Here is a 26,458-nt window from a genome sequence, read left to right on the forward strand (position 1 = left end):
GGCCCCGGTACGCATGGGCTCACCGCGCCGCCGAGTCCGGGACCGGGTCCGGGGCGGGCGGTGGACCCCACGGGGCCTCCAGGGCCGTCCGCAGGGCGGCGGTGAGGTCCTTGCCGATGCGTTCGGCGAGCTGTTCCTCAAGGCGGGCGAGGGCGGCCTTGGCCTGGCCGTGGGCCTGTTCCCCGGCGCTGGTGCGCCGGATGAGCCGCTGGCGGGCGGAGGCGGGGTCGGGGGCCTGTTCGAGGATGCCGACGGCGACCAGGCCGTGCACGGCCTGGTGCGCGGTCTGCCGGGTGACGCCCATGCGCCGCGCCAGTTCGGAGACCGTGGTGCCCTCGTCGTCCAGGACGGAGCAGAGCTGCACCTGCGTCGGGGACACCGGCGTCGCACCGGCGGCGGCCATGGCCGCGAAGAGGCCCTCTTCGAACCAGCGGCGCGCCTCGCCGAGCAGTTGGGGCAGATCGCGCGGATCGCGCTGGGTGGACGGCATTTCTTCCTCACAGATGTGCTCACCGGCTTGCTCACCGGTACCCTTAATGTCAGGCTGCCTGACATTCCGACGGTCCGACATTCTCGGAGGATTCCATGACCATCGAGTACGCCACTCGCTACCGCCCCGCCTCCCGCATCCCCGCGGACCCGAGCAAGCCCTACTTCATCGAGAAGGGCGAGGGGGACCGCGCCCACCTCTTCGGCGACCTGGTCACCGTCTACGCCGGTGGCGAGCAGACCGAGAACTCCTTCAACTTCTTCACCGTAGAGGGCCCCAAGGGCGACCTCATCCCCGCCCACATGCACGCGGACACCCACGAGGTCTTCTACGTCACCCAGGGCGCCGTCCGCCTCTTCGTCGAGGACACCGAGGGCATCCAGCAGGAGAAGCTGCTCACCCCGGGCGACTTCGGCTTCGTACCGAAGAACTGCACGCACGCCTACCGCATGGAGCGCCACCACAGCCAGGTCGTCGGCGTCGCCGCGGGCCCCGGCGGCACCTTCGAGCGGTTCTTCGAGAACCTCGGCGCGCCCACGGAACAGCACGGCCTGCCGCACCGGCCGCTCATACCCGAGCCCCACAAGTTCGGAACCGTCCCCCAGCAGTACGACGTGAACTTCCTGCCCGACCACCAGTGGCGGACCCGATGACCGGCCCCTCGCTGCGCCGGCTGATCGCCGCGCCCCACCCGGACGTGGCCCCCCTGCCGCCCCCGGCCCCGCGCGAGCCCGGCGTACGGGAACTGCGCGGCGTGCCCTACCAGCAGGCCATGGGCAGCCGCCCCCTGGAGCTGGACCTGTGGCTGCCCGGGACCGCCCCGGCGGCCGACCCGGTCCCGCTGGTGCTGTTCCTGCACGGCGGCGCCTGGCTCCAGGGCCGCCGCGACGACATGGGCATGCGCACCCGGCACTGGTCGCCGGGCCCGTTCGCCCGCATCGCGGCCGCCGGTGTCGCCGTCGCCTGCGTCGACTACCGGCTCAGCGGCGAGGCCGTCTTCCCCGCCCCGCTGGACGACGTACGGGCCGCGCTGCGCTGGCTCACCGTGCGCGGCCCCGAACTGGGCGTCGACGCCGGGCGGACCGTGGTGTGGGGCGAGTCGGCGGGCGGCCACCTCGCCTCGCTCCTCGCGCTGGGCCCGGCCGAGCCGCCCCTGGCGGGTGCCGTGATCTGGTACGGCCCGAGCGACCTCACCACCACCCGGGGCCACTTCACTCCGGAGGACCCCGCCACTCCGGAGGCGCTCCTGCTGGGCGCGGCCCCGGCGACCGTCCCCGAGCGGGCCGAGTCGGCCAGCCCACTGGCCCAGGCCGGTCCGGGGACCCCGCCGTTCCTGCTGGCGCACGGTGACGCGGACACGATGGTGGACCACTCGCACAGCGCGTCCCTGGCGGCCGCGCTGCAAGGGTCGGGGACCTCGGCGGAACTGTGGACGGTCCCGGGCGCGGACCACGGCTGGCACGGCCTGCCGGAGGCGGAGGTCGAGAAGATCTTCCTGCGCTCACTGGACTTCGTACGCGACTGTACGAGGCCATAGAGCCCGGTCGCCGGACAGGCGGTGACACGTGAGCCTGTCCGGCGACTGATCACGGATTCCAGCCCGTCCGGCGTTTGAGGACGAGCTGGGCGCAGCCCGCGATCAACGGTGCCTAAAGATTGCCCCGCTTCTCCTGCTCCCGCTCGATCGCCTCGAACAGCGCCTTGAAGTTGCCCTTGCCGAAGCCCATCGACCCGTGCCGCTCGATCATCTCGAAGAACACGGTCGGGCGGTCCTGGACCGGCTTGGTGAAGATCTGGAGCAGGTAGCCGTCCTCGTCGCGGTCGACGAGGATCTTCAGCTCGCGCAGGGTCTCGACGGGTACGCGCGTCTCACCGGCCCACTCGCCGAGCGTGTCGTAGTACGAGTCGGGGGTGTCCAGGAACTTGACCCCGGCCGCGCGCATGGTGCGTACGGACTCCACGATGTCGTTCGTGGCGAGCGCGATGTGCTGGACGCCCGCGCCGCCGTAGAACTCCAGGTACTCGTCGATCTGCGACTTCTTCTTCGCGATGGCGGGCTCGTTGATCGGGAACTTCACCTTCAGCGTCCCGTCGGCCACCACCTTCGACATCAGCGCGCTGTACTCGGTCGCGATGTCGTCGCCCACGAACTCCTTCATGTTCGTGAAGCCCATGACCTTGTTGTAGAAGCCGACCCACTCGTTCATCCTGCCGAGCTCGACGTTGCCGACGCAGTGGTCGATCGCCTGGAAGGTCCGCTTGGCCGGCGGCTCGACGATCGGCTTCGCGGCGGTGAAACCGGGCAGATAAGGACCGTCGTAGTCGACGCGCTCCACGAGCGTGTGGCGGGTCTTGCCGTAGGTGGCGATGGCGGCGAGGACGACCTTGCCGTTCTCGTCCTTCTCCTCGTACGGCTCGGTGATCCCGCGCGCGCCGTGCTCGACGGCGTACGCGTACGCGGCGCGCGCGTCCGGCACCTCGATGGCGAGGTCGACGACGCCGTCGCCGTGCTCGGCCACGTGGGAGGCGAGGAAGTGGCCCCGGTCGGTGGAGGCCTTGATGACGGAGGTGAGGACGAAGCGGGCGGCGCCGTTCGAGAGCACGTAACTGGCGGTCTCGCGGCTGCCGTTCTCCGGTCCGGAGTAGGCCACGAGCTTCATTCCGAAGGCAGTGGAGTAGTAGTGCGCGGCCTGCTTGGCGTTGCCCACGGCGAAGACGACCGCGTCCATTCCCTTCACCGGGAAGGGATCGGCCTCGCGCGCGGTGTTCGGAGTGGTGTGGGTGGTGGTCTCAGTCATGGCTTGAGGCTCCCGCCGAACTGCAAGGTGCGCAATAGTTGGCGTTTTCAGTGGTCAATCTGACCAGCGGATGGCCGGTGCGAGCGGGCTATCTGTACATCATGACCATCCTGGAGGCCGCATGGCGATCGATCATCTGGACGGGAGACTCATCGTGCTGCTGGCGCGCGAGCCGCGTATCGGGGTTCTTGAGGCGTCCCGCAGGCTCGGTGTCGCGCGCGGCACGGTGCAGGCGCGGATGGACCGGCTTCAGTCAAATGGAGTCATCCGGGGGTTCGGCCCGGAGGTCGATCCGGCGGCGCTCGGCTACCCCGTCACGGCGTTCGCGACGCTGGAGATCAAACAGGGCCAGGGCGCGGACGTACGGGCCCACTTGGCGACCGTCGCCGAGGTGCTCGAACTGCACACCATCACCGGCCACGGTGACATGCTCTGCCGTCTCGTGGCCCGGTCGAACGCCGATCTTCAGCGGGTGATCGACCGGGTGGTGGGTTTTGATGGCATCGTCCGGGCCTCCACGGCGATCGTGATGGAGAACCCCGTTCCGCTGCGGATCATCCCGCTTGTGGAACAGGCGTCCGAAGACCCCTGAGTCGACGACCCCCGAGCACTGCGAACCCCGAGTACTCCTGACCCGTACTTCGGAAAGGCGAGGTGAGCACTTCAGTGAATTTCTGGGACTACCTCGGCAACCGTCACCAGCAGTTGCTGTCGGACACGTACCAACACGCCAGCGCCGTCTTCCAGTGCATGGTCGTGGCGACCGTCATCGGCGTACTGATCGGCGTCCTCACCTACCGCAGCGACTGGGCGGGCAATCTGGCGACGACCGTCACCTCCACCATCCTGACCGTCCCCTCGCTCGCCATGATCGGTCTGCTGATCCCGGTGGTCGGGCTCGGCGTCGCGCCGACCGTCATCGCGCTGACCCTCTACGGCCTGCTCCCGATCGTGCGCAACGCCATCGTCGGCCTGCGCGGCGTCGACCCCTCGCTCGTCGACGCGGCGAAGGGCATCGGGATGTCCAGGATCGCCCGGCTCCTGCGGGTGGAGCTGCCGATCGCCTGGCCGCCGATCCTGACCGGCATCCGGGTCTCCACCCAGATGCTGATGGGCATCGCCGCCATCGCGGCGTACGCGTCCGGGCCCGGCCTCGGCAACGAGATCTTCCGGGGCATCGGCTCGCTCGGCTCCAAGAACGCGCTCAACCAAGTACTGGCGGGCACGCTGGGCATCATCGTCCTGGCGCTGCTCTTCGACGCCGCGTACGTCCTGATCGGCCGGCTCACGATTCCGAGGGGTATCCGTGCCTGAGACCATCGCACCGTCCGGGACCGGCGAACCGTCCGGGGCCGACGAACCCTCGGGGACCGCCACCTCCGGGGCGACGATCGAGCTGGAGCACCTCACCAAGCGCTACCCGGGCAGCCACGAGCCGGCCGTGGACAGCGTCAGCATGGAGATCAAGGCGGGCGAGACCGTGATCTTCGTCGGCCCGTCCGGGTGCGGCAAGTCGACGACTCTGAAGATGATCAACCGCCTCATCGAGCCGACCAGCGGCCGTATCCGCATCAACGGCGAGGACGTCACCGACATCGACCCGGTGAAGCTGCGCCGCAAGGTCGGGTACGCGATCCAGTCGTCCGGCCTCTTCCCGCACATGACGGTCGCCCAGAACGTGGCTCTCGTACCGAAGATGATCGGCTGGGGAAAGGCGCGGATCAGGTCGAGGGTGGAGGAGATGCTCGACTTGGTCGGCCTGGACCCGGGCGAGTTCCACGGCCGCTATCCGCGTCAGCTCTCCGGCGGCCAGCAGCAACGCGTCGGTGTGGCGCGGGCGTTGGCGGCCGACCCGCCCGTTCTCCTCATGGACGAGCCGTTCGGCGCCGTCGACCCGATCACCCGCGACCACCTCCAGGACGAGCTGATCCGGCTCCAGCGCGAGCTGCACAAGACCATCGTCTTCGTCACGCACGACTTCGACGAGGCGATCAAGCTCGGGGACCGTATCGCCGTGCTGCGGGAGCGCTCGCACATCGCGCAGTTCGACACGCCCGAGGCGATCCTGACCAACCCCGCCGACGACTTCGTGTCGGGCTTCGTGGGCGCGGGGGCGGCGCTCAAGCGCCTCAACCTCACCCGCGTACGGGATGTGGAGATCGCCGACATCCCGACGGTGACCGTCGACGACCCGCTCCAGAAGATCTTCGACAAGCTCCGCGGGGGCGGCGTCAACGAACTGCTGCTGCTCGACAAGCGCGGCCGCCCCTACAAGTGGCTGCGCCGCGGTGACCTGATGCGTGCCAGGGGCTCGCTGGCCCGCGCGGGCACCCTCGTCCACGACACGGTGACCCGCGACGCCACGCTGCGGGACGCGCTCGAAGCGGTGCTCACCGACAACGCGGGCCGGGTCGCGGTGACCGGGCGGCGCGGCGAGTACACGGGCGTCGTCGACATGGAGACGCTGATGAACTCCGTGCACGAGATGCTGGAGGCGGACCGCCTCGACGCGATCGAGAACCAGCATGAACTGGTCGAGCAGCGGGCGCAGTTGACGCACATGGAGCAGGAGGGCGCGGGCCACTCGGATCCCGGAGGGGCGGCGAAGGCATGAGGCCGACCGAGCGTCGTCCCGAAGGTGAGCACGAGGTCAAGGGGCTCGCCTTCCGTGACGTCGGCGAGGCGGAACTGGAGGGGCCGCCGCCACCGGCGGTCCAGCGGCAGCCGCGCCGGGTCACGTGGCAGAAGGTCACGTTCCTGCCGGTCGTCCTCGCGGTGATCCTGCTGCTGACGTGGTGGTGGTTCCGGCAGGCCGACCTGGACTCGATCTCCAGGAACGCGCTGGCGAACGGAAACGTGGGGCTGCGGCTCCGCCAGCACATCGAACTCACCGCAATCTCCACCTTCTTCGTCCTGATCATCGCCATCCCGCTCGGCATCCTGCTGACCCGCGGGAGGCTGCGGAGGGCGGCGCCGGCCGCGATGGCGCTGGCCAACGTCGGCCAGGCGACACCGGCGATCGGCCTGCTCGCGCTGCTGGTGATCTGGCTGGGCATCGGCGAGAGGGCGGCCCTGATCGGCATCATCGTCTACGCGGTCCTGCCGGTCCTGTCCAACACGATCGCGGGCCTGAAGGGGAACGACCCGACGCTGCTCGAAGCGGCGCGGGGCATCGGCATGTCACCGCTGGGCGTCCTGGCGAAGATCGAACTCCCGCTGGCCGTCCCCCTGATCCTCGCGGGTGTACGCACTGCGCTCGTCCTGAACGTCGGCACGGCGACGCTCGCCACGTTCGGCGGGGGCGGCGGCCTCGGCGACTTGATCACCACCGGGATGACCAACCAGCGCATGCCGGTCCTGATGCTCGGCTCGATCCTGACGATCACGCTGGCGCTCCTGGTGGACTGGCTGGCCTCACTGGCCGAACTGGTCCTGCGTCCGCGCGGACTGGAGGTGCGGTCATGAGAGTCACCGCACGCACGTCGGCTCTCGCCGTGCTGGCCGGGGCGCTGCTGGTCAGCTGCGGCCTGACCAGCGGCAGCCCGATGGTGGACGACGTCAAGCCGGGCTCCATCGGCCGCGGCCTGCCCCTCAAGGGCGCCGACCTCACCGTCACGTCCAAGGAGTTCACGGAGCAGCTGATCCTCGGCGCGATCATGGGCATCGCCTTCGAGGCGGCGGGCGCGGACGTGCTCGACCGCACGGGTATCCAGGGATCGATCGGCGCGCGGGAGGCGGTCAAGGGCGGTGACGCGGATGCCATGTACGAGTACACGGGCACGGCCTGGATCACGTACCAGGGCAACTCGGAGCCCATCGACGACCCGCGGAAGCAGTGGGAGGCGGTGCGTGACGCGGACCTGAAGAACGGCATCACGTGGCTGCCGCCGGCGACGCTCAACAACACGTACGCGCTGGCGACGAACGAGAAGAACGCGGCGAAGTACAAAACGGGCACGCTCTCGGAGGTGGCAGCCCTCTCCAAGTCGGACCCGAAGGCGGTCACGCTCTGCGTGGAGAGCGAGTTCGCGTCCCGCGAGGACGGTCTGCCGGGCATGCAGAAGGAGTACGGGATGAGCGTCCCGTCCGCCAACATCACCAAGATGGACACCGGCATCATCTACACGCAGGCGTCCAAGGGGTCGTGCACCTACGGCGAGGTCTTCACGACCGACGGCCGCATCAAGGCGATGCACCTCACGGTGATGGAGGACGACAAGCGCTTCTTCCCCAATTACAACGCGGCCCCGGAGATCAACAGCGACTCGCTGAAGAAACACCCAGAAATGGCGGAGATCCTGGCCCCCATCACGGCGAAGCTGAACAACACGGTGGCGCGGGACCTGAACTCAAAGGTGGACGTGGACGGCCAGGACCCGCACACGGTGGCGAAGGAGTGGCTGATCGAGGAGGGGTTCGTGAAGGAGTAGCGCCAACTCCCCTGTGACGGTCGGTGAGTTACCAAGACTCCGTTGCAAAGAAGGTGTTGCAACGGAGTCTTTGCATGCCTACGCTGACGGGCATGACGGCCTCCAAGCCTCGCAAGATGGTCACGCTCACCGCCCGTTCGCTGCGCGGGCTCGCCCATCCGCTGAGGATCCGCCTGCTCGGGTCACTTCGGCATGACGGCCCCGCCACGGCCTCCCAGCTGGGTGCCCGACTCGGCGAGTCCAGCGGGTCGACCAGCTACCACCTGCGACAGCTCGCAGCGCACGGCTTCGTCGAGGACGCCCCGGAGCGGGGCAGAGGCCGGGAACGGTGGTGGCAGGCAGCGCACCAGGGGACGAGTTTCGACGACGCGCTGTTGCGCGACGCGGACCCGACCGTGCGCGGGGCCGCCCAGCTGTACCTCCACGAGGTCACGTCCCTCCACATCGAAGCCCTGACGACCTGGGTCGGTACAAGTCACGAGTGGTCCGAGGAGTGGCTGAACAGCTCCGACATGAGCGACTCACAGCTGCACCTGACCCCGGAGCTGACCGCCGAGCTGAAGGCCAAGCTCCACCAAGTCATCGAGTCCTACCGCCCCTTGGCCAAGGACAAGGACGATCCCCGGGCCGCTCCGGTGCGCATCCAGACACAGCTCATCCCGACACGCCCCACCGACTGAGAGGTCCGAAGCCCGTGCACCCGGACGTCCACCTGCTCCTGCACCACGCCCGCGCCGCCGAGCTCCACCAAGCGGCACCCTTACGGAGGCGGCGTCCCCAGCTGCGTACTCGGCTGGGCTGGTCGCTGGTCGAGCTGGGTCTCCGCCTGGTCAGCAGCTCGGGACGTTCTCGCCCTTGTTCAGGGCCCGCAGCGCGTCGACCGTTTCCGGCAGTGTGGTGACGGGGATCAGGCGCAGGCCCTTCGGGAGTTCTTCCTTGGCGTCCGCGCACTCTGCCTTCGGGACCAGGAAGACCGTCGCGCCGTCGCGGCGTGCCGCCTGGGTCTTCAGGGCGACGCCGCCGACCGGGCCCACCTTGCCGGAGGCCGTGATCGTGCCGGTGCCCGCGATGTCGCGGCCGCCCGTGAGGTCGTTGCCGCTGCCGTCGCCGTCCAGTTTGTCGATGATGCCGAGCGACAGGAACAGGCCCGCGCTGGGGCCGCCGATCTTGCCGAGGTCGGCCTGGACGTCCACCTTGTCGGTGTTGTCCACGCCGTTCGCCTTGAGGTAGCCCAGCGCCGCCTTCGTCGCCTCGTCCTGCGACTTCTTCATGTCGCCGAGGTTGTGCTTCTGGACTTCCTTCACGTTGTCGCCGGTCGGGTAGACCGAGTCCTTCGGCATCACCGCGCGGTCCGTGCGGAACCACCCGTCGATCACGTCACCGAGCCGCACGTCCATCTGCGGGCCCGTCGCCACGATCGTCGTCATGCGCAGCGCGCCTCTCGTGTCGCGGGTGGGCGCGCCGGTGATGGTGAGGACCGGCTTGCCCTCGTGCTTGCCCAGCACGTTCGCCGTCCCGCCTGGCTGCGCCACGGCAAACGGCAACGGCGCAAGCCCCGCCACGGCGAGCAGGGCCGCCACGGGCAGGGCGCAGACGGCGAGGGCCTGGGGTCGCGTGAAACGAGAGAGGGAGAAGACCACGGGATCAATCTAACGTCAGGGGCGGGCCAGCAGAATTCACCCCGGACGGCAGAATTCAGACCCCGGACGGCAGAATTCAAGCCGGGACGGCAAATTTCAAGCCGGGACGGCAAAATTCAAGCCCGTCCGGCGTTTGAGGACGAGCCCGGCGCAGCCGGCGGACAGCTCCCAGCCCGTCCGGCGTTCGAGGACGAGCCCGGCGCAGCCGACGGATGGTTCTCAGCCCGTCCGGCGTTCGAGGACGAGCCCGGCGCAGCCGACGGATGGTTCTCAGCCCGTCCGGCGTTCGAGGACGAGCCTGGCGCAGCCGACGGATGGTTCTCAGCCCGTCCGGCGTTCGAGGACGAGCCTGGCGCAGCCGGCGGATGGTTCTCAGCCCGTCCGGCGTTTGAGGACGAGCCCGGCGCAGCCGGCGATGTGCGGTACCAGAAAGGGACCGCTCGCCCGCGCGGCCTCAGCGCAACGCGTCGGCGACCTCCCGTGCCGCGTCCACCACCCGCGGCCCCACCCGCTCCGGTACCGAGTCCGCCAGCATCACCACTCCCACGCTGCCCTCTATGCCGGTCACCCCGACCAGCGGGGCGGCGGCTCCGCTCGCGCCCGCTTCCAGTTCGCCGTGGGTGAGCGCGTAGCCGGGGTCGGTCACCAGGTTCTGGCGGGCGGCGAGGATGGCGCGGCCCGCGGCGCCCCGGTCCAGGGGGTGACGGAAGCCGGTGCGGTAGGCGACGTGGTAGTCCGTCCACGTCGGCTCGACCACGGCGACCGCGAGGGCCTCCGTGCCGTCGACGAGGGTCAGATGTGCCGTCGCCCCTATGTCCTCGGCGAGCGACCGCAGCGCGGGCAGCGCGGCCTCGCGCACCAGCGGGTGCACCTGGCGGCCCAGGCGCAGCACGCCGAGGCCGACGCGGGCGCGGCCGCCCAGGTCCCGTCGTACGAGGGAGTGCTGTTCGAGCGTGGCGAGCAGGCGGTACACCACGGTCCGGTTCACGCCGAGCTTGTTCGACAGCTCGGTGACCGTGAGTCCATGGTCGGTGTCGGCCAGCAGCTTGAGGACACGCAGTCCTCGGTCCAGCGTCTGGGATGTCTCCGCGGTCACGACGCCCACTCCTTAAGTGAGGGTCGGCGGCCCCCTTACGCGGCGGTTGCGCCGCCGGTCCCGGGGGCGACGCGCGTCAGAGGCCGCCGGTCGGAACACCGGCTGCGCTCCGCGGCGGCGCTGCCACGGGGCGTGTGCGTTGCGGGGACAGTAGCGAGGCCGTCCCGCTGAGCGGAAGACTCCGTCCAGAATCCGGGCAGGGAGACGCCCCGAGCGCCCCCACTTGCCCCGTTACGCGGGGGCCGGGAGGGAAGACGTACGCACGACCTTCGCACACACTCCCCGCACTTGGAGCGTCACGCTCCACCGGTCACTTCATGCGCGTAGCCCACTCCTGCACCTTCTCGATGCGCTGCCGCAGCTGCCCCGCCGTGGCCTCCGCGCTCGGCGGTCCGCCGCAGGTGCGCCGCAGCTCGGTGTGGATCACGCCGTGCGGCTTCCCGCTCTGATGGACGTACGCGCCGACCATCGTGTTCAGCTGCTTCCGCAGCCCCAGCAGCTCCTTGTGGGAGACCACAGGGCGCCGCTCGGCGGGCAGTTCGAGGAGGTCGGCCTCCTCGTCCGGCTTCTTCCTGCTGTGGGCGATCTGCCGGGCCTGCCGCTTCTGGAGCAGCATCTGCACCTGGTCGGGTTCGAGGAGTCCGGGGATGCCCAGGTAGTCCTGCTCCTCCTCGCTCCCCGGGTGTGCCTGCATGCCGAACTCGGCGCCGTCGAACAGCACCCGGTCGAAGACGGCCTCGGACTCCAGCGCCTCGAAGGAGAACTGCTCCTGCTCGCCGGTGTCCTCGTCCTGCTCCTTGTTCGCCTCGTCCATCTCCTTCTCGGACTCGGCGTAGGGGTCCTCTTCCCCCTCCTTCTTCGGCTTGTCGAGGGCGTGGTCCCGCTCGACCTCCATCTCGTTGGCGAAGGTCAGCAGGTCGGGCACGGTGGGCAGGAAGACGGAGGCGGTCTCGCCGCGCCGCCGCGAACGCACGAAACGGCCCACGGCCTGCGCGAAGAAGAGTGGAGTCGAGATGGTGGTGGCATACACGCCCACCGCCAGGCGCGGCACGTCGACGCCCTCGGACACCATGCGGACGGCGACCATCCACCGGGAGGTGCTCGCGCTGAAGTCGTCGATGCGCTTGGAGGCGCCGGTGTCGTCGGAGAGGACCACCGTCGCCTTGTCCCCCGTGATCTCCCGGATCAGCTTGGCGTAGGCGCGCGCCGAGTCCTGGTCGGAGGCGATGACGAGCCCGCCCGCGTCGGGGATGGCCTTCCTGACCTCGGTGAGCCGCGTGTCGGCGGCCTTCAGCACGTTCGGCATCCACTCGCCGCGCGGGTCCAGGGCGGTCCGCCAGGCCTGCGAGACGGCGTCCTTGGTCATCGGCTCACCGAGCCGCGCGGCGATTTCGTCTCCCGCCTTCGTGCGCCAGCGCATGTTGCCGGAGTACGAGAGGAAGATGACGGGCCGCACGACACCGTCGCTGAGCGCGCTGCCGTAGCCGTACGTGTAGTCGGCGGAGGAACGCCGGATTCCGTCATTCCCCTCCTCGTACGTGACGAAGGGGATCGGGTTGGTGTCGGACCGGAACGGCGTACCGGTGAGCGCGAGCCGCCGCGTCGCGGGCTCGAACGCTTCGAGGCAGGCCTCGCCCCACGACTTGCTGTCCCCCGCGTGGTGGATCTCGTCGAGGATGACGAGCGTCTTGCGCTGCTCGGAGCGGTTGCGGTGCAGCATCGGCCGCACGCCCACACCCGCGTACGTCACGGCGACGCCGTGGTACTCCTTGCTGAGGGGCCCCGCGCTGTACTCCGGGTCCAGTTTGATGCCGATCCGGGCGGCCGCCTCCGCCCACTGCTTCTTCAGGTGCTCGGTCGGCGCGACCACGGTGACCTGCTGCACGACATGGTGGTGCAGCAGCCATGACGCGAGCGTGAGCGCGAACGTCGTCTTGCCGGCGCCGGGGGTGGCGACGGCCAGAAAGTCTCGCGGCTGCTCCTGGAGGTACCGCTCCATCGCCCCCTGCTGCCAGGCACGCAGCTTGTTGGCGGTGCCCCAGGGGGCGCGGCCGGGGAAGGCGGGCGAGAGGTGGTGGGAGTTGGCGGCGGCGCTGGTGGTAGTCACGGTCTCCGGGTTTTTACGGCTCGGGTACGTACGACAACCGGGCCACCTTACCGGTGATGGATTGACGTACCCGCGAGTTCGGGGCGGGGGCCGGGGCGGGTGCGACGGGTCTCACATCCACGTCCCACCGCGTACGTACGTTCGACTCACGGCGTACGTTCCTTCACTTCACCGCGTACGTTCCTTGAGCCGCGTCCCCACCCAGGCGCCGACCAGGGCGACCGCGGCCATCGGCAGGAAGACGGCGACGAAGGCCCCCGGATGCGTCGCCGAGACCCCGTCCGCCCCGTGGCCCGCGCCCACCGTGCCGCCCCCGAGCGCGGCGAACGCGGCGCCGCCGACGGCGAGGAGCAGGACGTTCGAGAGGCCGTCGGAGATCTGGAGCGCGGCGGAGTTCGAGCCCGCGTCCTCGGGCGCCGAGAGCCGCAGCAGCAGGACACTGGTCGAGGCGATGACCATGCCCATGCCGAAGCAGCCGAAGCCCCACGCGACCCCCACGATCCACACGGGCACCGCCTCGATGAGGACGGTGGGCGCGGTGAGGATGGCGGCGGCCACGAGGATCATCCCGACGACCATCAGGCGCGCCCGGTACGGCTCCATGCGGGGCCGCGACTGGACGTACGACCCGAGCGCCCACGTCGCCCCGCCCACGGCGAGCGAGAGCCCGGCCATGGTGGGGCTGAGCCCCCGCTGCGTGACGAGCATCAGCGGCACGAAGGACTCGGCGGCGATGAACGACCCGGCGGCCACGCCGCGCAGCAGTGGGGTGGTTATGCGCCTGACCGGGGGTGGGGCGTCACGTACGTGATGAAGGTGGACCAGGTTTGGGGGGTGACGGTCAGGTGGGGGGTGGTGGGGGTTTTGGAGTCCCGGATGTGGATGGTGTCGGGGGTGGGGGCTATTTCGACGCAGTCGTCTGTCTCACTGCTACTGCTGTAGCTGCTCTTGCGCCACTCCAGGGCGAGTTCGACGCAGTCGTTGGGGTCGCTGCTGCTGCTGTAGCTGCTCTTGAACCACTCCAGCCCGGAGGTGTTCCCGACAGAGGCCTTACGGATCATGTCTCTCCCAGCAGTTGCTCGATGAAGGCCAGCGACTCTCGTGGCCTGAGAGCCTGGGCCCGGATCATCCCATAGCGCAACTCCAAGATCCTGAGCTGCTTCGGGTCGGAGACAGGGTGGCCGTTGTAGGCTCCGTCGGATCGTCCAACCGCTGTGCCGTCACGGAACTTCAGCACTTCGATCAGGCCTCCCATTCCGGCGTGGCTCTCACAGTCGAGCGGCATCACCTGGAAGGTGACATTCCGCAACTGGGCCACTTCAGACACGCGTTCAAGCTGTCGCCGCAGCACCATTCTCCCCCCGATGGTGCGTCGCAGCGTCGCCTCTTCCTGGACGAAGTGGACGGCTGGCGCGGGCATGCGCTCGAAGATTGCCTGCCTGCCCAAACGTGCGGCCACACCTCGCTCCACTTCATCTTGCGAGAAGGCGGGCTGCCGCATCTCAAACAGCGCCCGCATGTGCTCCTCCGTCTGGAGCAGACCGTGGATGTTGTGGTTGCTGTACAGCCCGATCTCCACCGCCTGCGCTTCCAACTTCGCCAGGTCCCTCGCCTTCTTCGGGTACCGAGCCTCCCGCATCTCCTTCTTCATCGCGGAGACAAGGCCCCTCGCCTCCACGACCTGGTCCACCTTGTCCAGGTACTCGGAACGAGGAATCCGCGCCCCGCGCTCGATCTTCCGGATCAGATCCTCCCCGTACCCGATCGCGTTCCCGAAATCGGCGACCCGGAGCCCCGCCGCCTCCCTCCACAGCTTGAGCTGATGGCCGACCATCTCGACGACCGCACTGATCTCGTCCTCGGGATCAACGTCCCAACCGGGTTCGTCCACACTGTCGTTACCGTCGTTGCGTTCCACCGCGCCACCTCCCGACGTACCGTCCAAGCCCAACGCGCACGCGTACGCGGACGTCACCCGGGACAGCCAGGACAAGCCGGGACAACGACCGGACATACGCGGGACGCAAAGCCCGCATGGCTATTCACGGTACGCACGGACGGCCACGCTGAGTGACGTGAACCAAGAAATCACCCGTGCCCCCGCGCCCGTACACCAGTTCACGGTGCTGCTCTCGGCGACCCGCAGAGGCGCGCGCCTGGCAAGGCTGCTGGTGGGCGAGCAACTCCGCACCTGGGAGCGGCCGTACGAGGCGGCGGAGCAGATCGTCGCCGAGCTGGCGAGCAACGCCGCGCTCCACGGTGCCGTGCCCGGCAGAAGCTTCCGCCTCGCGCTGACACTCAGCGAGACGGACACGCTCCGTATCGAGGTGACGGACGCGAGAGCGGACCGCCACCCACCGAGCGCCGCGCGGCTCCCCGCGGCCGATGCGGAGTCGGGCCGGGGCCTCTTCCTGGTGGAGGCCCTCTCCAGCCGCTGGGGCACGTCGGAGGGCCCGGCCCCCTGCAAAACGGTCTGGGCAGAGCTGCCCGCCCCGCCCTCGCGGTGAACCCGGCGGGTCAGTCGCCGCGAGGGCGGGTGAACTCCTCGATCAGTACGGGGTACTGCTCCCCGCCGTGCCCCGCGGCGATAGCGCGGTCCGCCATCGCCTTCAACAGCCTGGGGAGTTCCGCGTTGATGCCCGCCGCCTCGCTCTCCTCAATCAGGTGGCCCATCGCCCGCACGTCGGTCTCCAGGGCCGACACCTCGGCCGGGAAGGAGCCGCCGTCGATCTGCTCGGCGTACCCGGGCAGCCATTCGGCCACGCCCGCGGCGATCTGCCGTGCGAACGGCGCGTACGTCGCGGCGTCGACCCCGGCCGTCCGGAGCAGGGCGGTGCCCTGGAGCCAGGCGTTCAGGACGCTCCACATCATGGCGAGGCCCGCCACGTCGTACAGGGCGGCGAGGCCGTGGTCCGCGCCGAGATGGGTGACGGTACCGAGCGCCGCGAGTGTCGCCTCGTGCGCATCGAAGTCCGACCGCGGCCCGCTGTGCAGGATGAACGCGTCGGCGGTCCCGATCGCGGGCGGGACGGCCATGATGGCGCCGTCCAGGTAGCGGGCGCCGCGCTGTTCGGCCCACTGGGCGGTCTTCCGGGCCTGGGTGGAGTCGCCCGAGGTCAGGTTGATCAGCGTCGTGCCGTTCAGCTCGGCGTCGCTCGCGCCGCCGAGCAGTTCGCGTACGGCCTGGTAGTCGGTGAGGCAGATGATCGTGAGGGGACCCGCCTTGAGCGCGTCCCCGACCGTCGGGGCCAAGAGGGCTCCGCGCGCGACCAGTTCGTCGGCCTTGGACGCCGTGCGGTTCCACACGGTCGTGGGGTGCCCGGCCTTCAGGAACGCGCCCGCGAGCGCCTGGCCCATCAGGCCGAGTCCGATCACTGTCACGGGAGTAACAGGAGCAACAGGAGTAAGGGGTGTAGCGGTTTCGTTGGTCATGACAGGATCGTCAACGTTGATGCCGGTGTGAAGGTCAAGCGAGGTTCTGATGCTGATCGGGGAACTGAGTCGTCGGACGGGCGTCAACGCCCACCAGTTGCGCTATTACGAGGCCCACGGCCTGCTGGAGGCGGACCGCGGCGTGAACGGCTATCGCGCGTACGACGAGAGCGCGGTGCTGCGGGTGAAGCAGATCCGGCACCTGCTCGGCGCCGGTCTGTCCTCCGAGGACATCGCGTACGTGCTGCCCTGCGCGGTCGGCGAGGCCCCGGAACTGCCCGGGTGCCCGGAGTTGCTGACCGCGATGCGGACACGGCTGCGGCGGCTGGACGACCAGATGGACAAGCTGGCGCAGTCCCGCGACGCCCTGGCCCACTACATCGACGCGGCCGAGCGGACGGGCGGCGAGAGCTATCCCCCGTTCGACGGCACCGGCTTGGAATCCAGCCCCGCCGCCTGAGTGGTTCATTGCAGGCACATGGCAGTCCCGTTGCGGCGCCCGCCGGTCCCTTGAGCCGTCCGTCCGGTTCCGGTTACGTTCATGGAGTCAGGTCGACGACTTGGCCGTGTGCCCGAGTGGCTCAGGGGCTGGACTGCAAATCCAGTAACGCGGGTTCGAATCCCGCCACGGCCTCTACGAAGTTCTCTACGAAGTTCTCCACGAAGTTCTCCACGGGGTTTCCGCGAGGGGCGTCAGGCGACCCGCGCCTCTTCCATCCGCTCCAGAATCGCGTCCACCGTCTCCCCCACCGACAGTTCCGAGCTGTCCAGCCAGAGCCCGAGGCGCGGCGTCGTCTCGCGCAGGCCCGTGTCCAGGTCCTGGACCGTCCACGCGCCGTAGCCCGTCTTGCCGCGACCGGTCTCGCGGGCGGCGACCACGTCGGGGCGCGGGGCGAGGACGATCACGTACAGCGGGCGGGTCCGCACGAGATCCACGTACGTCTTCAACTGCTCGCCCAGGATGACGTCCTGGACGACCGCCATGAAGCCCGCGCCCGCGTACGCGTCCGCCGTGGACGCCGACAGGCCGTACCGCAGGCGGAGTTGCGCCTCGGCCTCTCCCCCGGCCCCCGGCTCGTACTCCACGCCGCCGGAGACGATCATCCGCCGGTAGACGTCGCCCCGCACATGCGCGGCCTTCGGCAGCCGCTCGGCCAGGGCCTGCGCCACCGTGGACTTTCCGGACGCCATGATGCCGGTGATGACGACGACACCGGCGGAGTCAGAGGTAGTCATGCGCTCCATGGTGCCACCGGTGCCACGCCCCCGGCCTCCGGTTGACGCGCTCCCGGCCTCCGGTCAATGCGGCGCCGCCACCGCCGCCTGCGGGCGGATCGGGAGGCGGTTGACCGGACGACCCGTCGCCGCGCGCACCGCCGAGGCGATCGCCGCCGGGGACGTCACGACCGGGACCGCGCTGGCCGCCTTCGCGCCGAAGGGGGCGACGACATCCCGCTCCTCCACCAGTTTCACGATGCGGATGTCCGGGGTGTCCAGGGCGGTCGGAAGGGCGTAGCCGGTCAGGTCGGGGTGGCGGACGATGCCTCGCGGGGTGCGGAGGTTCTCCGTGAGCGCCGCGCCCACGCCCTGCGTGACGCCCGCCTCGATGCGGGCCTTCAGCTGGACGGGGTTGAGGATGCGGCCCACGTCCTGCGCGACGGCCAGTTCGACGACCCGGACCGAGCCGATCTCGATGTCGACGTCCACCACCGCGCGGATGGCGCAGAACGCCATGCCCACGAAGGCGTCGCCCTGCCCGGACTCGTCCAGCGGCTCGGTCGGATGCGGGCGGCACTGGGCCGTGGCCCACAGCTCCTTGCCGTCCAGCGCCTCGGTGACCGTCGTGGAGAGCACGCCGTCGTACGAGGTGATCTTGCCGTCGGTGATCTGGAGCAGCTCGGTGGACATGCCGAACTTGTGGGCCAGCGGCTGGAGCAGCTGGGTCCTGACCATCTTCGCCGCGCGCTCCACCGCGCCGCCCGACACCCAGGTGTGGCGGCCGCGGCAGCTCGGGCCCGCCGGGGGCTGGTCGGTGTCGACGGGGGCGACGCGGACGTCGTCGATGCCGAGCGTCTCCTGGACGATCTGGCGGGCCAGCGTGGTGAAGCCCTGGCCGGTCTCGACGGCCGCGCAGATCACCGTCGCCACGCCGTCGTGGACCTTCACGGTGGCGGTGGAGACCTCGTCCGTCCCCTCGGCGCCGAGGAGCTGGACCATGCCGAGGCCGTAGCCGACGCCCCGCCGCACGGCGGCCGGTTCGCCCGCGCCCTCGGGGCCGCCGGGCAGCAGCCACTCGTCCTCGGGGCTGTCCTTGGGAAGTTCGGGGAGGGGGACGTCCCGTACGGCGGCGAGGAGTTCGGCCACCGGGGCCGGGCACGTCACCGTCTGGCCCGTGGGCATGATGTCGCCGGTCGCCATGGCGTTGCGCAGCCGCAGCTCGGCGGGGTCGATCGACAGCTTCTTCGCGATCTTGTCCATCTGGGCCTCGTACGCGGCGCACACCTGCATGGCGCCCTCGCCCCGGACGTGCCCGGAGGGCGGGTTGTTCGTACGGACCGCCCAGCCCTCGATGAACGCGTTCGGTACGACGTAGGGGCCGCAGGCGAAGGAGACGGCGGCGGCCAGCGCCTCCGACGACGTGTCCGCGTACGCGCCCGCGTCGAGCAGGATCTGCGCCTCCACCTTGACCAGGCGGCCCTCGGCGTCCGCGTGGTGGCGGTAGCGCAGGAGCGTGGGGTGGCGGTGGGCGTGGCCGAGGAAGGACTCCTCGCGGGTCGCGGTGAGCTTGACGGGACAGCCCGTCCGCAACGCGAGGAGCCCGAGCGGCAGTTGGAAGCTGGCGTCCTCGCGGTCGGCGGTCGCGCCCGGCACGCCCGTGACGACGACCTTCACCTGGTCGTGCGCCAGGCCGTAGCAGGCGGCGGCCCGGTCGCGGTCCGCGTGCGGGTCGGTGGAGGCGATGTACAGCTCCACTCCCCCGTCGGGGCGCGGCACGGCGAGGCCCGCCTCGGCGCCGACCGGCGCCGGGTCCTGGCGGCCGATGCGGTACAGGCCCTCGACGACCAGCTCGCCCACCACCTCCGGGTCGCCGTGCCGCAGCGGGATGTGGCGGATCAGGTTGCCGTCGGGATGCAGCGGTTCGGCCTCGAACGCCTTCTCCGGGTCGGTGACCGGTTCGAGCACTTCGTACTCGACGATGACGGCGGCGGCGGCCATGCGCGCGGTGTCGGGGTGGTCGGCGGCGACGGCGGCGATGGGCTCGCCGTGGTGGCGTACGACATCGGAGGCGAAGACCGGCCGGTCCGGCGTCCTGCGGCCGTGCAGCGCGTCGCCGGGCACGTCCTCGTGGGTGACGACGGCGTGCACGCCCGGCATGTCGCGCGCGTGGCTGGTGTCGACGGAGACGATGCGCGCGTGCGCGTGCGGGGAGCGCAGGACCGCCGCCCACAGCAGGCCCTCGGCCCACAGGTCGGAGGCGTACGGGAAGGTGCCCTCCGTCTTGGCGCGGCACTCGGCCGGCGACAGGGACGTACCGATGCCGTGCGGCAGCGGCTCGGAGCCCGGCGCGGTGGCGGGGGGCGCGGCCGTGGTGGTGGTCTCGGTGCTCACGCCTGGCCTCCGTCCTGGCCGTAGGGCCTCTGCGGTCCTTCTTGTCCGTCGTACGGCCCGTCGTCGTACGGCCCTTCGTACGGCCCGTCGTACATGCCTTCGTACGTCGTGCCTTCGTACGTCGTGCCGTCGTACGCGCTCTGGTGGTGGTGGACGCCGCCCGCGCCCGGGCCCGCCTGGTGCGGGATGCGCGCCTCGTCCGTCTGCTCGTCCTGCGCCGGGGCCTGGGCCTGGGCCTGAGCTTCGGCCTGGGCCTGGGCCTGGGCCTGAGCTTGGGCCTGGGCCGAGTTCTCGGCGGCGGACGACTCGCGCTCGGCGACCACCTCGCGCACGGCGTCGAGGACGCCGCGGTAGCCCGAGCAGCGGCAGAGGTTGCCGCACAGCGCGCGGCGGGTCTCCAGCTCGCTGGGCGCGGGGTTGCCCTCAAGGAGGTCGTGCACGGTCATGGCCATGCCCGGCACACAGAAGCCGCACTGCACCGCGCCGCACGCGGCGAGCGCGCGCTGCACGTCGGAGGGCTGCCCGTCGACGGCCAGACCCTCGACGGTGCGGATCTCGCTGCCCGCGGTGGTGGCGGCGGGCACCAGGCAGGACGCGACGAGCCGCCCGTCCACCTGGACGTTGCAGGCCCCGCACTCACCCTGCGAACAGCCGTCCTTGGCGCCCGCGAGGCCGAGCCGCTCACGCAGGACGTAGAGCAGGGACTCGCCGATCCAGGCGTCGGTGACGGGACGGTCGGTGCCGTTCACGCGCAGGACGTAGGAGCCGAGGGGGTGGTCGTCGTGCAGGGGGTTGGGGGCGATGACGGGGGCGGCGCGTTCCTCGGCCGCTTCCGCGGCGCTCTCCTCGACCGTTCCGGCAGCCGGTTCCGCGGCACTTTCCCCGGCCGTCCCGGCAGTCGCTGCCGCGGCGTTTTCCCTGGCCATTCCGGCAGCCACTCCCGCGTGGACTCCGTCAGCCGCCCCGGCAGCCGCCTCCGCGCCGCTTACCCCGGCCGTCCCGGCAGCCGCTACCGCGTGGACTCCGTCAGCCGCCCCGGCAACCGCCTCCGCGGCATTTTCCCCCGCCGTCCCGGCAGCCGCTACCGCGGCGCGTTCCCCGGCCATTCCGGCAGCCACTCCCGCGTGGACTCCGTCAGCCGCCCCGGCAGCCACTCCCGCGTGGCCTCCGTCGGCCGCCCCGGCAGCCGCCTCCGCGGCACTTTCCCCCGCCGTCCCGGCAATCGCTGCCGCGGCGTTTTCCCTGGCCATTCCGGCAGCCGCTACCGCGTGGACTCCGTCAGCCGCCCCGGCAGCCGCCTCCGCGCCGCTTACCCCGGCCGTCCCGGCAGCCGCTACCGCGGCGCTTCCCCCGGCCATTCCAGCAGCCGCTTCCGCAGCACTTCCTCCGGCCGTCCCGGCAATCGCTACCGCGCCGCCTCCCCCGGCCGTTCCGGCAGCCACTTCCGCGGCGCTTCCCCCGGCCGTTCCAGCAATCGCTGCCGCGGCGCGTTCCCCGGCCGTCCCGGCAGCCGCTGCCGCGCCGCTTCCCCCGGCCATTCCAGCAGCCGCTACCGCGCCGCCTCCCTCAGCCGTTCCGGCAATCGCTGCCGCGTGGGCTCCGTCCGCTTCGGCGGGCCCGGTCGTGTCGCTCGGCTCTTCGGTCGCGTTCGCTTCACCCGGCACACCCGGCACACCCGGCTCGTCCGGGCCGTCAGCCAGTTCCGCGACTGCTTCGGCGGGTGCGTCAGGCGTGGGGGATACGGCATCCACCGCGCCCGTCGGCTCCGATGAGCCCGGAAGCTCCGGCGTCTCCGTCAGTTCCGCCAGCTCCGAAGGCTCCGCGAACTCCAGGGCCTCCGCGATCTCCGCGGCCTCGGCCGCCTCCTGGGCGGCCTCCACAGTCTCCTGAGCCGCTTCGGCGGCCGCCGCCGCCTCGGCCCCGGACTGCCCGGCGGGCGGCACCTTGACCGCCCGCAGCAGCGTCGTCTGCTCGAACCGGCTCTCCTGCGGCGCCTGCTCCGAGGCATCGGGAAGCGGCGGCGCGGCCTCCTGGGGCGGTGCGCCCCAGGGCGCTCCGGCTCCCGCGCCCGTCGCCCACGGCGCGGGCGCGCCGCCCGGCAGCGTCGCGGGAGGCGTGCCGCCCCCGGCCCAGCCGCCCACCTGCGTACCGAGGGGGTAGGCGCCGTCCCCGGTCAGCGAAGACGCGGTGAACTCGCCCGACTCGTCCGGGAGATCCCCACCGGCGACCGGGATCGACCACTGCCCCGTCACGTCGGAGGAGGGAGCGGCGACGCCATTCCCGTCGTACCGCTGTCCGTAGCCCTGGCTGTGGCCTTGGTCGTGGCCTTGGTCGTGGCCCTGCGCCTGCCCGTACTCCTGGTGGTCGTACTCCTGGTGGTCGTAATCCTGCTGCTCGTACCCCTGCTCGTATCCCTGTCCGTACGTCCGTCCCTGCGCCGCGCCCGCGTCGGCGAAGCTCCACTGTCCGGTCGCGCGGGAGTCGTAGCCGTGTGCCGTGTCCGCGTCGGGCCACCGCACCGCACGTCCGCCGTCGGCCGCGCCCGTCACCTCGGGCGGCATGACCCACGCGCCCGTGCCCGCGGGGTCGGTGGCGTCGGCCGTGGTGGGGGTGACCGTTATCTGCGGCGGCACATAGCCGTGGCCGGGCGCGGCGAGCGGGATGTCCAGCATGCCTTCGGGGAGCTGCACGAACGCCGTGGCGTCCGAGTCGTACTCACCCTGTGGATGCGGCTGCCAGCCGCCGTTGTCGGTGTTGCGGTCGTCGCTCACGACAGCGCCCTCCCCAGTGCTCGTCGGGCCAGCACGGCGACGGTGCGCCGCAGGTGCAGTACGCCGGGCGACAGCGGCTGTTCGGTGCCGTCGGCCGACGGGGGCTGGTCGGGGATGCACGCGGCGGCGACGTACTCACCGAAGGCGGCGACCGCCTCGGGCACGAGGCTGCCGCGCTCGCCGTCCCAGTCGATCAGCGAGGCGACCCACTGCTCGGCCTCCAGGGGCCGCAGCGGCATCGGCGCGATGGCGCCGACCGCGCACCGCACGCCGCGCCGCGCGGGGTCGAGGACCAGCGCGACGGAGGCGGTCGCCCGGCCGGGGCCGGTGCGTCCGGTCGCCTTGAGGAAGACCTGGGGGGCGTGCAGCAACGGCACGCGCACAAAGCCGATCAGCTCGCCGGGGCGGAGCATCTCCATGCCCGCGAGCAGGTGCGGGACGGGGACCTCGCGGCGGGTCCCGCCGGGCCCCGCGATGATCAGGACGGCTTCGAGCGCGGCGAGCACGGGCAGCGCGTCGCCGGTGGGCGCGGCCGAGGCGATGTTGCCGCCGAGGGTGCCCGCGTTGCGGATCTGGGGCGGTCCCGCGGCGCGCGCGGCGGCGGCCAGGGCGGGGATCAGCGCGGCGAAGTCGGGGCGGCCCATGCGGGCGTGGGTGAGACCGGCGCCGAGCAGGGCGTGGCCGTCCTGGTACTGCCAGCCGCGGATCTCGTTGATGCGGCCGAGGCCGACGAGGGCGGTGGGGCGCAGCTGTCCCGAGTTGACCGAGGCCATGAGGTCCGTGCCGCCGGCGACGGGTACGGCGGCGGGCATGGCGGCGAGTGCCGCCACGGCCTCGTCGAGCGTGGCGGGCAGCTTCACCGACCGCGGTGTCCGCGCCGCCTGCGGTGCGTGCGTGCTCAAAACCGGCTGCCCCTTCCCGATGCCCGGCCGCGTACCTCACCTACGTCGCGTACGTGCAGTGCTCGCCGTTCGTGACGTGTCGCCGTTACGCCTGTTCCGCCGTACGGTACGTGCTCACAACCCGGACGTGGCAACTCTGGCACATCTTCGCCGGGGCCCGACGCGGGGGTCCGCTAGGAGGCATTCGTCCCCGGTCCAGGGGGATATGCCGTTTTCGCACGGCTTTCCGGCGGCCCGTGCCCGGCCCGCACCCGGCCCTCGTTCGGCCCCCGTTCGGGGCGCGTTCGGTCCGCGTTCGGTCGCGTCCGTGGCGCGGGCCGCCGGGGTTCACGCACTCGGACGGAACCTCACACGTTCGGGGGCGGCCCCTCGATCGGGCGTCCGAGACCGCTGCTCGTCAGCCCTTCGGGGGCGGGTCGCCGCTGCCAGGGCAACGGGCCGCCCGGCGGGCGGTAGTCGACGCCGAGGGCGTCAAGTCGTGCGTAATGGGCCGTCATACGCCGTTCGAAGTCGGTGAAGTCCCGCTCGGCCGGGGTGGGCAGGCTGCGCCAGGCGACCTCGCAGAAGGCTGCGAGGCGGGGGAAGACCTGGTAATCGACGCGTCCTTGGTGCTCCATCACCTCGGTCCAGACGTTGGCCTGGGTGCCGATGACGCGCGCGGCCTCCTCCTCGGTCAGCTCCGCGGGGACGGGCTCGAAGCGGTAGACGTCTTCGAGGGTGCGGATGAAGCCGATGGGCATCGGCTCGTCGGGGCCGCCGTCCTGCCGGTGGTCCAAGTACACGTGCTGTTCGGGGCACATGATGACGTCGTGGCCGGACTTGGCCGCGGCGATGCCGCCGCGGTAGCCGCGCCAGGACGAGACGGTGGCGCCCTCGGCGAGGCCGCCCTCCAGGATCTCGTCCCAGCCGATGAGCCGCCGCCCGCGGGCCGTGAGCCAGGTGTCGAAGTGGCGGATGAACCAGCTCTGCAGCCCGTCCTCCCCCTCGACGCCCAGCTCCTTGATGCGGGCCTGCGCGGCGGGCGAGGCCTTCCACTGGCCCTTGGGGCACTCGTCGCCGCCGACGTGGACGAAGGTGGAGGGGAAGAGGTCGAGGATCTCCTCGAAGACACCTTCGTAGAAGCGGAGTACGTCCTCGGTGGGAGCGAGGACGTTCGGGCTGACGCCCCAGGTGTCCCAGACGGTCAGCGCCCCGGTGTCGACGACGTCCGCGTTGCCGAGGTGCGGGTAGGCGCTGATGGCGGCCTGCGAGTGGCCCGGGATGTCGATCTCGGGGACGACCGCGATGTGCAGGGAGTCCGCGTACGCGACGATCTCGCGGATGTCGTCCTGGGTGTAGTAGCCACCGTGCGGGCGCTCCTCCCAGAGCGGCGAGGCGCGGTGCCCCCACTTGGAGCGGGCCCGCCACGAACCGACCTCCGTCAGCTTCGGGTGGCGCTTGATCTCCACCCGCCAGCCCTGGTCGTCGGTGAGGTGGAAGTGGAAGACGTTGAGCTTGTGGGCGGCGAGCAGATCGAGGTAGCGCAGGACGCCGTCCTTCGGCATGAAGTGCCGGGCCACGTCGAGCATCATGCCGCGCCACCCGAAGCGGGGGGCGTCCTCGACGACGCCCGCGGGGACGGAGCGCGGCGCGCCGGGCCACAGTCGCGCGCGCCGGAAGGCGTCCGGGCCGAAGAGCTGGCGGAGCGTCTGGGCGCCCCAGAAGACGCCCGCGGCCGCTCCGCCGCGGATCTCGACGCGGTCGCTGTCGATGGTGAGCCGGTACGCCTCCGGCTCCAGGGAGTCGTCGACGAGCAGGGAGACGGAGTCGCCCGCGCCTTCGACGCCGGGGTGCAGCGGCAGGCCGAGGGCGGCGCCGAGCGTGGCGCGCAGCCAGCACTCGGTGGACTCGGTGCCGGGACCGGCCCACAAGGTGGTCGAGGGTCCGGCGGCGAAGGTAGAACCAGGCACGGCCTCGGCGCGTGCGGGCGCCGGGATGAGCTGCTCGAATGTCATGCCACAGAAGGCTGTCACGCGATTGCGCAACGCAAAAGGGGCGTTGCGGCACACGCAACGCCCCTTGGGCGAAGGGGTCTCACCGGGACGGAAAGGGAGTCTCGGCGGGACAGAAAGGGACTACTTCTTGCCGCCCTTGCCGTCCTTGCCGCCCTTGTCCTTGTCGCCGCCGGCGCCCATGGACTCGTAGATCTCCTTGCACATGGGACAGACGGGGTACTTCTTCGGGTCGCGGCCGGGGACCCACACCTTGCCGCAGAGCGCGACGACGGGGGTGCCGTCGAGCGCGCTCGCCATGATCTTGTCCTTCTGGACATAGTGCGCATAGCGCTCGTGGTCGCCGTCACCGTGCGACACCTGCGGCGTCGGCTCCACGAGGGTCCCCGTACCTGCCCCGCGCTCGGGCTCGGGCTCAAGAGTGCTCATAAGGGCCAAGGGTACTCACGCCCGCGGCGTCCTGGCAGCGACCGCCCTCGGGAGTCCGTCCGCGAGTACCGGCGGGGCCCCGGTCAGTTCAGCGACGGGTCGTCCGGATAGGTCGCCACCATCGCCAGCTCACTGCGCTGGCGTCTGAGCACCGCGCGCCACAGCTGCTCCGGGTCGGGCGACGAGACGTCACCGGGCTCGGACTCGACGACGTACCAGGCGCCGTCCGCCAGTTCGGTCTCCAGCTGGCCCGGACCCCACCCCGAATACCCCGCGAAGATCCGCAGGCTGCCGAGGGCCGGGGAGAGCAGCTCCGGCGGGGCCTCCAGGTCGACGAGGCCGATCGCGCCGTGCACACGGCGGAAGCCGACGGGGTCCGCCCGGCCGGGGCGCGGCCGGGTGCCGAGGGACGCGCCCTCCTCGCCGGGGATCACCGCGACGCCGAGCGCCGAGTCGAGCGAGACGGGGCCGCCCTGGAAGACGACGCCCGGCGCGCCGGCCAGCGCGCCCCATCCCTCCAGGATGTCGGCGACGTCCACGGGCGTCGGGCGGTTCAGGACCACGCCGAGCGAGCCCTCCTCGTCGTGGTCGAGGAGCAGCACCACCGCACGGTCGAAGTTCGGGTCCGCCAGGGCCGGTGTGGCCACGAGCAGCCGCCCTGTGAGCGAGGACACCTCGGTCATGGTCCACATGATCCCGCATCTTCGCCCCGCGCGGGGAGGTAATGGCCGTACGTGAACCGGTGCAGATCAGGGCGCATGAG

General features: G+C 71.1%; 26 protein-coding genes, 1 tRNA gene and 1 pseudogene. 12 read left to right on the forward strand and 16 right to left on the reverse strand.

From position 1 onward, the window contains the following. Positions 1–19: 19 nt before the first annotated feature. A complete protein-coding gene (locus ACWDVB_RS03365) occupies positions 20–490 on the reverse strand; it encodes a MarR family winged helix-turn-helix transcriptional regulator (RefSeq protein ID WP_451515563.1) in 471 nt (156 codons plus the stop codon). 95 nt (positions 491–585) lie between these two features. On the opposite strand from ACWDVB_RS03365, the gene ACWDVB_RS03370 reads away from it, so the two are divergent. Then, positions 586–1,143 carry a quercetin 2,3-dioxygenase gene (locus ACWDVB_RS03370; protein ID WP_451515562.1) on the forward strand — a complete coding sequence of 186 codons (558 nt, stop codon included), beginning with the start codon at positions 586–588 and terminating at the stop codon, positions 1,141–1,143. Beyond that, the gene (locus tag ACWDVB_RS03375) at positions 1,140–2,027 is read left to right on the forward strand and encodes an alpha/beta hydrolase fold domain-containing protein (protein WP_451515561.1); all 888 of its coding nucleotides are present in this window, start codon (positions 1,140–1,142) and stop codon (positions 2,025–2,027) included. Before ACWDVB_RS03370 ends, ACWDVB_RS03375 begins: the two co-directional genes overlap by 4 nt. A gap of 112 nt (positions 2,028–2,139) precedes the next feature. Here the strand turns inward: ACWDVB_RS03375 and hppD are convergent, their stop codons facing one another. Then, entirely contained in the window at positions 2,140–3,288 is a 1,149-nt protein-coding gene (gene hppD, locus ACWDVB_RS03380; protein ID WP_451515560.1) for a 4-hydroxyphenylpyruvate dioxygenase, read from the reverse strand. A 121-nt stretch (positions 3,289–3,409) separates the two neighbouring features. Here hppD and ACWDVB_RS03385 point away from each other — a divergent pair, with 121 nt between their 5' ends. The 7 genes from ACWDVB_RS03385 (at position 3,410) to ACWDVB_RS03415 (ending at position 8,619) form a co-directional block, all read left to right on the forward strand. Next, positions 3,410–3,880 (forward strand): Lrp/AsnC family transcriptional regulator, encoded by a 471-nt coding sequence (locus ACWDVB_RS03385; RefSeq protein ID WP_030794967.1) that lies wholly within the window; start codon positions 3,410–3,412, stop codon positions 3,878–3,880. A 74-nt stretch (positions 3,881–3,954) separates the two neighbouring features. After that, on the forward strand, positions 3,955–4,602 hold the full coding sequence (locus ACWDVB_RS03390) for an ABC transporter permease (protein ID WP_451515714.1): 648 nt from the start codon (positions 3,955–3,957) through the stop codon (positions 4,600–4,602). A gap of 4 nt (positions 4,603–4,606) precedes the next feature. Further along, entirely contained in the window at positions 4,607–5,902 is a 1,296-nt protein-coding gene (locus tag ACWDVB_RS03395; RefSeq protein WP_451515713.1) for a betaine/proline/choline family ABC transporter ATP-binding protein, read from the forward strand. Beyond that, entirely contained in the window at positions 5,899–6,753 is an 855-nt protein-coding gene (locus ACWDVB_RS03400; RefSeq protein ID WP_451515559.1) for an ABC transporter permease, read from the forward strand. The genes ACWDVB_RS03395 and ACWDVB_RS03400 overlap by 4 nt, the downstream gene beginning before the upstream one ends. Continuing rightward, on the forward strand, positions 6,750–7,718 hold the full coding sequence (locus ACWDVB_RS03405; protein WP_451515558.1) for a glycine betaine ABC transporter substrate-binding protein: 969 nt from the start codon (positions 6,750–6,752) through the stop codon (positions 7,716–7,718). The genes ACWDVB_RS03400 and ACWDVB_RS03405 overlap by 4 nt, the downstream gene beginning before the upstream one ends. Positions 7,719–7,792: 74 nt before the next feature. After that, complete coding sequence (locus ACWDVB_RS03410; protein WP_451515557.1) at positions 7,793–8,398, forward strand: ArsR/SmtB family transcription factor; 606 nt, start codon at positions 7,793–7,795, stop codon at positions 8,396–8,398. Positions 8,399–8,412: 14 nt separating this feature from the next. Then, positions 8,413–8,619 carry a hypothetical protein gene (locus tag ACWDVB_RS03415; protein ID WP_451515556.1) on the forward strand — a complete coding sequence of 69 codons (207 nt, stop codon included), beginning with the start codon at positions 8,413–8,415 and terminating at the stop codon, positions 8,617–8,619. Here ACWDVB_RS03415 and ACWDVB_RS03420 read toward each other — a convergent pair. The 6 genes and pseudogenes from ACWDVB_RS03420 to ACWDVB_RS03445 all read right to left on the reverse strand — a co-directional run bounded on the left by ACWDVB_RS03420 (position 8,549) and on the right by ACWDVB_RS03445 (position 14,479). Further along, on the reverse strand, positions 8,549–9,358 hold the full coding sequence (locus ACWDVB_RS03420; RefSeq protein WP_451515555.1) for a S16 family serine protease: 810 nt from the start codon (positions 9,356–9,358) through the stop codon (positions 8,549–8,551). The genes ACWDVB_RS03415 and ACWDVB_RS03420 overlap by 71 nt on opposite strands. 454 nt (positions 9,359–9,812) lie before the next feature. Further along, the gene (locus ACWDVB_RS03425) at positions 9,813–10,454 is read right to left on the reverse strand and encodes an IclR family transcriptional regulator (RefSeq protein WP_451515554.1); all 642 of its coding nucleotides are present in this window, start codon (positions 10,452–10,454) and stop codon (positions 9,813–9,815) included. A gap of 310 nt (positions 10,455–10,764) precedes the next feature. Next, the gene (locus ACWDVB_RS03430) at positions 10,765–12,561 is read right to left on the reverse strand and encodes a DEAD/DEAH box helicase (RefSeq protein ID WP_451515553.1); all 1,797 of its coding nucleotides are present in this window, start codon (positions 12,559–12,561) and stop codon (positions 10,765–10,767) included. Positions 12,562–12,729: 168 nt separating this feature from the next. Continuing rightward, positions 12,730–13,326: pseudogene (locus ACWDVB_RS03435) on the reverse strand (MFS transporter); the annotation flags it as partial. 8 nt (positions 13,327–13,334) lie between these two features. Then, positions 13,335–13,622, reverse strand: a complete 288-nt coding sequence (locus tag ACWDVB_RS03440; protein WP_451515552.1) for a DUF397 domain-containing protein — start codon at positions 13,620–13,622, stop codon at positions 13,335–13,337. Continuing rightward, on the reverse strand, positions 13,619–14,479 hold the full coding sequence (locus ACWDVB_RS03445) for a helix-turn-helix domain-containing protein (protein ID WP_451515551.1): 861 nt from the start codon (positions 14,477–14,479) through the stop codon (positions 13,619–13,621). The genes ACWDVB_RS03440 and ACWDVB_RS03445 overlap by 4 nt, the downstream gene beginning before the upstream one ends. Before the next feature lie 157 nt (positions 14,480–14,636). Between ACWDVB_RS03445 and ACWDVB_RS03450 the strand changes: the two genes are divergently transcribed. Then, positions 14,637–15,068: an ATP-binding protein gene (locus ACWDVB_RS03450; protein ID WP_451515550.1), complete on the forward strand. Its 432-nt coding sequence runs from the start codon at positions 14,637–14,639 to the stop codon at positions 15,066–15,068. Between the two features lie 10 nt (positions 15,069–15,078). Here ACWDVB_RS03450 and ACWDVB_RS03455 read toward each other — a convergent pair whose 3' ends face one another. Beyond that, positions 15,079–15,993 (reverse strand): NAD(P)-dependent oxidoreductase, encoded by a 915-nt coding sequence (locus ACWDVB_RS03455; protein WP_451515549.1) that lies wholly within the window; start codon positions 15,991–15,993, stop codon positions 15,079–15,081. A 49-nt stretch (positions 15,994–16,042) separates the two neighbouring features. On the opposite strand from ACWDVB_RS03455, the gene ACWDVB_RS03460 reads away from it, so the two are divergent. Both ACWDVB_RS03460 and ACWDVB_RS03465 read left to right on the forward strand, forming a co-directional pair. Continuing rightward, positions 16,043–16,453 carry a MerR family transcriptional regulator gene (locus tag ACWDVB_RS03460; RefSeq protein WP_451515548.1) on the forward strand — a complete coding sequence of 137 codons (411 nt, stop codon included), beginning with the start codon at positions 16,043–16,045 and terminating at the stop codon, positions 16,451–16,453. Between the two features lie 102 nt (positions 16,454–16,555). Further along, positions 16,556–16,627 (forward strand) — tRNA-Cys (locus tag ACWDVB_RS03465). Between the two features lie 59 nt (positions 16,628–16,686). Here the strand turns inward: ACWDVB_RS03465 and ACWDVB_RS03470 are convergent. The 7 genes from ACWDVB_RS03470 to ACWDVB_RS03500 all read right to left on the reverse strand — a co-directional run bounded on the left by ACWDVB_RS03470 (position 16,687) and on the right by ACWDVB_RS03500 (position 26,378). Next, positions 16,687–17,229: an AAA family ATPase gene (locus ACWDVB_RS03470; protein ID WP_451515547.1), complete on the reverse strand. Its 543-nt coding sequence runs from the start codon at positions 17,227–17,229 to the stop codon at positions 16,687–16,689. Positions 17,230–17,292: 63 nt separating this feature from the next. Continuing rightward, complete coding sequence (locus tag ACWDVB_RS03475) at positions 17,293–19,602, reverse strand: xanthine dehydrogenase family protein molybdopterin-binding subunit (protein WP_451515546.1); 2,310 nt, start codon at positions 19,600–19,602, stop codon at positions 17,293–17,295. Further along, a complete protein-coding gene (locus ACWDVB_RS03480) occupies positions 19,599–22,373 on the reverse strand; it encodes a 2Fe-2S iron-sulfur cluster-binding protein (RefSeq protein ID WP_451515545.1) in 2,775 nt (924 codons plus the stop codon). Before ACWDVB_RS03480 ends, ACWDVB_RS03475 begins: the two co-directional genes overlap by 4 nt. Next, entirely contained in the window at positions 22,370–23,275 is a 906-nt protein-coding gene (locus ACWDVB_RS03485) for an FAD binding domain-containing protein (RefSeq protein ID WP_451515544.1), read from the reverse strand. The genes ACWDVB_RS03480 and ACWDVB_RS03485 overlap by 4 nt, the downstream gene beginning before the upstream one ends. A 347-nt stretch (positions 23,276–23,622) precedes the next feature. Then, positions 23,623–25,269, reverse strand: a complete 1,647-nt coding sequence (locus ACWDVB_RS03490) for a beta-N-acetylhexosaminidase (RefSeq protein WP_451515543.1) — start codon at positions 25,267–25,269, stop codon at positions 23,623–23,625. 120 nt (positions 25,270–25,389) lie between these two features. Further along, positions 25,390–25,695 carry a DUF3039 domain-containing protein gene (locus ACWDVB_RS03495; RefSeq protein ID WP_055550135.1) on the reverse strand — a complete coding sequence of 102 codons (306 nt, stop codon included), beginning with the start codon at positions 25,693–25,695 and terminating at the stop codon, positions 25,390–25,392. Positions 25,696–25,778: 83 nt separating this feature from the next. After that, complete coding sequence (locus ACWDVB_RS03500; protein WP_451515542.1) at positions 25,779–26,378, reverse strand: YqgE/AlgH family protein; 600 nt, start codon at positions 26,376–26,378, stop codon at positions 25,779–25,781. Between the last annotated feature and the right edge of the window lie 80 nt (positions 26,379–26,458).

The organism is Streptomyces sp. NPDC003379, from assembly GCF_053589195.1.

Excerpts from the sequence above, each read along its gene's own strand:
- ACWDVB_RS03405 (WP_451515558.1), top strand. The coding sequence starts at position 6,750 with ATGAGAGTCACCGCACGCACGTCGGCTCTCGCCGTGCTGGCCGGGGCG.
- ACWDVB_RS03500 (WP_451515542.1), bottom strand. The coding sequence starts at position 26,378 with ATGACCGAGGTGTCCTCGCTCACAGGGCGGCTGCTCGTGGCCACACCG.
- ACWDVB_RS03410 (WP_451515557.1), top strand. The coding sequence starts at position 7,793 with ATGCCTACGCTGACGGGCATGACGGCCTCCAAGCCTCGCAAGATGGTC.
- ACWDVB_RS03470 (WP_451515547.1), bottom strand. The coding sequence starts at position 17,229 with ATGACTACCTCTGACTCCGCCGGTGTCGTCGTCATCACCGGCATCATG.
- ACWDVB_RS03490 (WP_451515543.1), bottom strand. The coding sequence starts at position 25,269 with ATGACATTCGAGCAGCTCATCCCGGCGCCCGCACGCGCCGAGGCCGTG.
- ACWDVB_RS03385 (WP_030794967.1), top strand. The coding sequence starts at position 3,410 with ATGGCGATCGATCATCTGGACGGGAGACTCATCGTGCTGCTGGCGCGC.
- hppD (WP_451515560.1), bottom strand. The coding sequence starts at position 3,288 with ATGACTGAGACCACCACCCACACCACTCCGAACACCGCGCGCGAGGCC.
- ACWDVB_RS03400 (WP_451515559.1), top strand. The coding sequence starts at position 5,899 with ATGAGGCCGACCGAGCGTCGTCCCGAAGGTGAGCACGAGGTCAAGGGG.
- ACWDVB_RS03455 (WP_451515549.1), bottom strand. The coding sequence starts at position 15,993 with ATGACCAACGAAACCGCTACACCCCTTACTCCTGTTGCTCCTGTTACT.
- ACWDVB_RS03460 (WP_451515548.1), top strand. The coding sequence starts at position 16,043 with ATGCTGATCGGGGAACTGAGTCGTCGGACGGGCGTCAACGCCCACCAG.
- ACWDVB_RS03495 (WP_055550135.1), bottom strand. The coding sequence starts at position 25,695 with ATGAGCACTCTTGAGCCCGAGCCCGAGCGCGGGGCAGGTACGGGGACC.
- ACWDVB_RS03370 (WP_451515562.1), top strand. The coding sequence starts at position 586 with ATGACCATCGAGTACGCCACTCGCTACCGCCCCGCCTCCCGCATCCCC.
- ACWDVB_RS03440 (WP_451515552.1), bottom strand. The coding sequence starts at position 13,622 with ATGATCCGTAAGGCCTCTGTCGGGAACACCTCCGGGCTGGAGTGGTTC.
- ACWDVB_RS03375 (WP_451515561.1), top strand. The coding sequence starts at position 1,140 with ATGACCGGCCCCTCGCTGCGCCGGCTGATCGCCGCGCCCCACCCGGAC.
- ACWDVB_RS03365 (WP_451515563.1), bottom strand. The coding sequence starts at position 490 with ATGCCGTCCACCCAGCGCGATCCGCGCGATCTGCCCCAACTGCTCGGC.